The sequence below is a fragment of the Acinetobacter sp. YH12108 genome (assembly GCF_013419055.1).
GTDB lineage: Bacteria > Pseudomonadota > Gammaproteobacteria > Pseudomonadales > Moraxellaceae > Acinetobacter.
Genome location: NZ_VPAW01000026.1, coordinates 41,660 through 48,628 on the forward strand (window position 1 = coordinate 41,660; position 6,969 = coordinate 48,628).

6 protein-coding genes and 1 pseudogene are annotated in these 6,969 nt (G+C 41.4%); 5 read left to right on the plus strand and 2 right to left on the minus strand.

Translation table 11 applies throughout. The features are described from left to right. Positions 1-15 precede the first annotated feature (15 nt). Positions 16-2,130 (minus strand): zinc piracy TonB-dependent receptor ZnuD, encoded by a 2,115-nt coding sequence (znuD, locus tag FTU46_RS13960; RefSeq protein ID WP_180105204.1) that lies wholly within the window; start codon positions 2,128-2,130, stop codon positions 16-18. 141 nt (positions 2,131-2,271) lie between these two features. On the opposite strand from znuD, the gene FTU46_RS13965 reads away from it, so the two are divergent. From FTU46_RS13965 to FTU46_RS13985, 5 genes are all read left to right on the plus strand, one after another. Beyond that, complete coding sequence (locus FTU46_RS13965; RefSeq protein ID WP_180054115.1) at positions 2,272-3,036, plus strand: DUF4184 family protein; 765 nt, start codon at positions 2,272-2,274, stop codon at positions 3,034-3,036. Positions 3,037-3,197: 161 nt separating this feature from the next. Next, positions 3,198-4,982: an aspartate--tRNA ligase gene (aspS, locus tag FTU46_RS13970; protein WP_034704264.1), complete on the plus strand. Its 1,785-nt coding sequence runs from the start codon at positions 3,198-3,200 to the stop codon at positions 4,980-4,982. A gap of 115 nt (positions 4,983-5,097) precedes the next feature. Next, a complete protein-coding gene (locus tag FTU46_RS13975; protein ID WP_005232078.1) occupies positions 5,098-5,319 on the plus strand; it encodes a hypothetical protein in 222 nt (73 codons plus the stop codon). A gap of 18 nt (positions 5,320-5,337) precedes the next feature. Further along, positions 5,338-6,201 (plus strand): lysophospholipid acyltransferase family protein, encoded by an 864-nt coding sequence (locus FTU46_RS13980; RefSeq protein WP_180048137.1) that lies wholly within the window; start codon positions 5,338-5,340, stop codon positions 6,199-6,201. A gap of 22 nt (positions 6,202-6,223) precedes the next feature. Continuing rightward, on the plus strand, positions 6,224-6,790 hold the full coding sequence (locus FTU46_RS13985; RefSeq protein ID WP_180105205.1) for a glycosyltransferase: 567 nt from the start codon (positions 6,224-6,226) through the stop codon (positions 6,788-6,790). Between the two features lie 29 nt (positions 6,791-6,819). On the opposite strand, the pseudogene FTU46_RS13990 reads toward FTU46_RS13985, so the two are convergent. Further along, a pseudogene (locus FTU46_RS13990) lies at positions 6,820-6,969 on the minus strand (IS5/IS1182 family transposase); the annotation flags it as partial.

Sequence of the window (6,969 nt, forward strand, 5' to 3'; positions counted from 1 at the left end):
TATTTCATCTGAATCCTAGAAATCATATTGTACGCCGACTGTGAAATTACGTCCGACTTGCGGAATATTCGACAGGAATGAGCTATGTGAATAGACCTGATCATCGAGCAGGTTATTGGCTTTAAAATAAACCCGATAGGCATTTTTATCAGCAATGCTATTAGCATAGCTTAGACCGACATTGACCATGTTATAGCCTTGGGTTTCATCTTCATAACTGGCCGTTTTGTCCTGATTAAAGACATGATAATACTCTGCCATTCCTGACCAGCCATCGGCAAAGTCTGCTTCAACCTTGGTTCCTAAGCGGCCTGCTGGAATACGGGGTGCATTTTCACCCTCAATTTTGCCGCGTACATAATCACCGAACACACCAAACTTGTATGTGTCATTTAATGCATAAGTAGCTTCCGCTTCAGCCCCATAGAAACGAGCTTTATCTTGAGTATATTCTACCCCACGCAAATTTCCATTTCTGGCCGTAGTCGCACCGTAGATATAGTCATCAAACCAGTTATGGTAAATATGCGCATGATAATCCAGCTTATCACCTTCATATTCGAAACCCAGTTCCAGGTTATTCGAGCTTTCTTTTTCCAGATCAGGATTACCGACTTCATAGGTATTGGTGGCAAAATGCAGACCATTGGCATACAACTCTTGCGCCAATGGTAAACGTTGCTGATGTGAACCTACAATGGATAACTTATAGTTCGGGGCAAATTCCCAATTCGCAGCGGCAGAAGCAGAGATACCTGTGCCTGAATAATTTTTCTGTTCAGATTCAACTTGTACTTTTTGATGATCAACACGTGCACCCAGTTCGACATGCACATCACCGAGTTGTTTATGCTCTAAAGCAAACAGACTGTATTTTTCAGTTTTGGTATCTGGCATGACTACGCTTGAACCATGAACATGATGTTCTTCATCATCTTCGTCACCATCTTCATGATGATCATGTTCTGTAGCAGCCAGATTGATTTTCTGCTGGCTATATTGGGTGCCAATTACCCCTTCCCAACCAGCAACCGGAACATGCACCAGCTCTAAACGGCCATCGTAGCCTTTGCTTTTGAAATTACTAATCACTTCATTTTCTTCCAGCTCATCATGCTCATAATCGGTAAAACTGGCATGGGCACGTAACTTGTCAAAACCGGCAAAAGGCTGTTCCAGTTCAGTACGTACTTCATAACGTTCAGATTTCAGATCTACCCATGGTCCGCCATGCTCTTCTTCATGTTCTGCGGCAACACCCGGCTCTGGACAGCCATGGAAATGATCACCATGTAATACACAGCCATGATATTCATGACTATGCCCCGGCAAGCCATATTCATCCTGACGGTTACTATAAGATAGCCCCACAAAACCACGATCATGAATCCATGATCCACCAATATTTACGGTCTGGCCTTCAGCAAAGGTATTACCTACACGACGTTCTTTTTCTAATTCATCACCATGCTCATGAACATAATCCGGAGCAATATAGTCATTGGCCTTATGTTTAGTACCTTCGACACGCAGGGCAAAATTTTCACCGACTGCAGCAGTCACGCCTGCACTTGCCAGTTTTTCATCACTGCCCGAGTTGTAACGTAGTCCAGCAGTTCCTTCCAGACCATCTTCCGGCATTTGGGTTGGGATTTTCTGGTCAGTGACATTGACCAGACCACCGACGGTTCCCGCGCTATAAAGCAAAGTTGATGGGCCACGAATCACTTCGACCTGTTTGGCCAGAATCGGATCAACCGTCACCGCATGGTCAGGAGATAGAGTAGATACATCAGCCGTTTCGGAGGCATGCTGCAAAACTTTGACACGTGGACCATCCTGGCCTCGAATTACCGGTCGGCTCGCTCCGGTTCCATACTGATTTGAATACACCCCAAGTTCATCTGCCAGCGCATCACCAATAGTCGTTGCACGTTCAGACAAAGCTTTCTGGTCCACCATTAGATCAGCAACTGCAAAATCTGCCGCAGTCTGTACCAATGGATGAGCTTGTACCTGAATGGTATCCATGGTTTGTACAGGAATAGAAGAAGATGACTGTTCAGCAAATACTGTAGGCGCAACTACAGCAAAAATTGAGAGTGTTATTAGATTCTTAGAAAAGGACATGACCCAAGCTCAAATTCAGCAATTTCGAATAATGTTATAATATAACATTTCATTGCTTTTGCAATCCTTTACGATAATCAATGAGATATTTTATTAGAATGTCATTTGAATATTTTTCATTGTAGTAAAACACTATTTTTTATGCCCTTTACTTTATCACATGCTGTACTGGCTCCACCTATTTCATATTTAACTGGCAATCGGCTACCTGTTGCTGCACTGGCGATTGGCAGCATGGTTCCTGATCTGTACCGTCTTTTTACCCATAAGAATTCTAATATTACTCATTTATGGTCTTCGCTGATTCACCCTGATTTATGGATTGGTCTCATTTTTTGTGCGGTCTGGTACCTGATTTACCGGCCAGTGATTTATCGTTTCATTGGCATACAGCATGATTTAAATATTCATAATCTATTTTCAGCGTTCAAATTTATTTGCGCTATGTGTATTGCAGTGATGATTGGGACAGCAACCCATATTATTTGGGATGGTCTCACCCATGTGGATTTTCGAACCTTTGCCTTTTATGACATTCTCAGCCAGCAGTATCAAATTTTAGGGCGAACTTATCCTCTACACCGGATTTTGCAGATAGGGACTTCTGCTCTGGCTCTGCCTTTTATTCTATGGATGAGTCTGCATTACTATAAAACTCACCAGCAATATTTAAGCGTCAGTCACAAGATCCTCCTCTTTTGCTGGGGTCTATTCGGTCTATCTACGCTCACAGGTTTATTTTCGACATGGGACTATATGCGCTATATTCCGGATGAGGTCTGGCGATCTGATCTGTATTATTTTACCGGCCGCTCTATCAATGAATTTAGCCAGGGCTTTTTAATCACCTTTAGTCTGGGCTGTCTGCTATTTCTATTTCTGGATCGTGATCGGCGTATGGGCTAGGAAAATCTCTCACTTCCTGCTTATTCACTTTAAAATGATACTGTTTTTGCCTCAAGTTCTTGTGACAACATGCCCAAAGAGGCATAATCCTACCTTTGCTAAAGGCGGTACGCTGTTTACGTATACGCTTCCTTAACCCATATAGTTGGATTTTTAACGCTATGATGCGAACTCATTACTGCGGTTCTTTAACCGAAGCTCAAATTGACCAGACCGTAACATTATGCGGTTGGGTACACCGTCGCCGTGACCACGGTGGTGTCATTTTCCTTGACATGCGTGACCGTGACGGTCTTGTTCAAGTGGTTATCGACCCAGATACACCTGAAGCGTTTGCAACAGCAGACAAAGCACGTTCTGAATACGTATTAAAAATTACAGGCCGTGTACGTCGCCGTTATGCGGGTACTGAAAATGCCAACATGGTGAGTGGTCAAATCGAAGTATTGGGTAAAGAAATTGAAGTTCTTGCTCAGTCTGAAACTCCTCCATTCCCATTAAATGACGAAAATACAAGCATTTCTGAAGAAATTCGTTTGAAATATCGTTTCCTGGACATCCGTCGTCCTGAAATGATCGATCGTTTACGTTTCCGTTCTAAAGTGACCAACCTGATCCGTAACTATTTAGACGATCACGGTTTCCTAGACGTTGAAACTCCGATCTTGACTCGTGCGACCCCTGAAGGTGCGCGTGACTACTTAGTTCCAAGCCGTGTATCTAATGGTAGCTTCTATGCGCTTCCACAATCACCACAGCTGTTCAAACAGTTGTTGATGGTAGGTGGTGTAGATCGTTACTACCAGATCGCTAAATGTTTCCGTGACGAAGATTTACGTGCGGATCGTCAACCTGAATTCACTCAAATCGACATCGAAACATCGTTCATGAGCGATGACGATATTATGGATTTGATGGAAGGCATGACTGTTAAGATGTTCGACGAACTTCTTGGCATCAAATTCGACAAATTCCAACGTATGCCTTATTCAGAAGCAATGCGTGACTACGCTTCTGACAAACCAGACTTACGTATTCCTTTGAAACTCGTTGATGTTGCAGACTTGATGCAAGATGTCGAGTTCAAAGTCTTCGCAGGTCCTGCTAAAGATCCTAAAGGCCGTATCGTTGCGCTTCGCGTTCCAGGTGCGGGTTCACTGCCACGTAGCGCAATCGATGAATATACTAAATTCGTTGGTATCTACGGTGCGAAAGGTCTGGCTTACATCAAAGTCAACGAACTTGAAAAAGGTATCGAAGGTCTTCAATCACCTATCGTTAAATTCATCGAGCCTATCGTGCTGGATCTATTGAAACGTGTTGGTGCTGAAAATGGCGACATCGTATTCTTCGGTGCAGACAAAGCCAAAGTTGTGAATGATGCAATGGGCGCACTTCGTGTGAAAATTGGTCATGACATGAACCTTGCAACTTGCGAATGGGCTCCGCTTTGGGTGGTTGACTTCCCAATGTTCGAAGAAACTGATGATGGTAAATGGACTTCTGTTCACCATCCGTTCACGCTTCCTAAATCAAGCGTTGAAGATGTGAAGAATAATCCAGGCGAAGCATTGTCTGTTGCTTATGACATGGTATTGAATGGTACTGAAATCGGTGGTGGTTCACTGCGTATTTATACTTTAGAAATGCAAAAAGCGATCTTTGAAGCGCTGGGTATTTCTGAAGAAGAGGCAGAAGAAAAATTCAGCTTCTTATTAAATGCATTGAAATTCGGTGCGCCTCCTCACGGTGGTTTAGCATTCGGTCTGGATCGTCTGGTGATGTTGATGACAGGTGCATCTTCAATCCGTGACGTCATTGCATTCCCGAAAACCAAAACTGCTGAATGTCCATTGACTCAAGCACCTGCACCAGTTGAATCAACTCAACTACGTGATTTGGGTATTCGCCTACGTGAAAAACCAAAAGCTGAATCTCAAGAATAATTTCTTGATGATTTAAGTAAAAAAGCCCTGTTCTAGCAGGGCTTTTTTATTGCATTGAGAAGCCTGCACGACAGTGGCATAATAGCTTCAGTTTCTATTTTTAGGTAATTTGGCAATGGCGATGCGTCCTGCTGTTCGTAACCGTGGCATCATGCTGATCGTGTTTTCAGTCGTACAATGGCTGTTCATGCGCTATATCCTTGCAAACAACCTGTTTAATCTGGACACCAATGACCGTATCGTGTACTTCTGCCTGAGCAGTATTTTAGGTGCACTTGTCATTTTTGTAGGTTTGATTTATATGGTGCTTAAAGGCAATCCTGATCAAGAATCTTAATCAGGCAAGCTGCACACCATGTACGCATTACTCAAGAACTTCTCCAAACTCCCGTTAAGATTCATTCAAAATTTGGCGAAAAGTGTTGGATCACTTCTCTATATCACGAATTCATCGATTCGCCGTACTACAGAAATTAATTTAGGGATTGCCTATCCTGAACTGTCAGCATCAGAACGTACACGACTGGCAAAACGAAGTGTTCAAAGCCAATGCATGACCTATGCCGAGTCAGTCAAAATTTGGGGTTCTGAACCTGAGTTCGCATTAAAACAAATCCGGAATATTCATCATCCAGAAATTTTTACTGATGCACTGAAAAACCCGAATGGAACTTTAGCAGTCGTTCCTCATTTTGGTACTTGGGAGTTACTTAATGCCTGGGTGAATCAACACACTAGCCCTGTCATCATGTATAAACCGAGCAAAAATCCTGATGTCGATCGGTTTATGCTCGAAGCACGGCAGCGTTTAAATGCTACCCTTGTTCCGACTGATGAAACGGGAGTAAGGGCTTTATTCAAGCATTTAAAACAGGGTGGCTTCGCTGCTATTCTTCCTGATCATGTGCCCAAAGAAAGTGGTGGTATTTACTCACCTTTTTATGGACAGAATGCTCTATCTTCCACCCTGCTCTCTAAATTGGCTGCAAAAACCCAATGCTCTGTAATTGGCTTGAGTTGTCTACGTCATGATGATCTAAACGGCTTTGATATTCATGTAACTAAATTATCAATTGATATTCTATCTAAAGACTTACAGCTTTCTGTAGATACCTTAAACAAGGAAATGGAGCGAATGATTAACATTGCTCCAGAGCAGTATTTGTGGGGGTATAAAAGGTTTAGGAAATTAGAACAATCAAAGAATTTATATAAATAAAGGTTAGAAGATTAGGTTTCCAATGCAAGATAAAGCAAAAATTCTCTTTATTGTTGATCACCTACAAGGCGGTGGTGCAGAGATTATGACTCTTAATCTCGCACAAAAACTTCAAGAAAGAGGATATGACATTAGCCTATTATTATTAGAAAATAAAAATAATTTCGACCATATAACTGAATCTTTTAAAACATTTTCTCTAAATGTCCCAGCAGATTTTTCTAGAGGAAAATTACTAGTTAATAAAACTTTAGATAAAAACACTCAATCTCATCTATCAGATATTATGAATAATCTAAAACCTGATTATATTATCGTAACTATTTGGTATGCTTTTAATCTACTTCCTTATTTAAAAGAATATAAGGTTAAAGTCTGGGCTCAAGCAGACTTACTTCCACCTTTCAACAAGACCTATAATCCTTTAAAAACTTTAAGAAATTATTATAAAAATAATTTCTTTAAGAGAAATTTTATACGTTTAATGGCTAATCAAGAAATTATTACATTAAATAAAGACCTTGAATATAAATACCTCTCTTTATTAAATAATTCTAGAGTACATAGGCTTTGTTGCACAAAGATTTGAAATGCAAAGCGCCCCTAATTGAGCCAAATTTAAGGCGTAACTTGGGTAATTTGTCGACCTAATTCCGTAAATCTGTTGAGGACTGCTACACGTGCATGAATTTCATTCACCTGACTAGGAAAGCTTCTTGCCATTAATTTATCGCCTAATAATTTGATGCAATGCATCTTGGTTTCCAC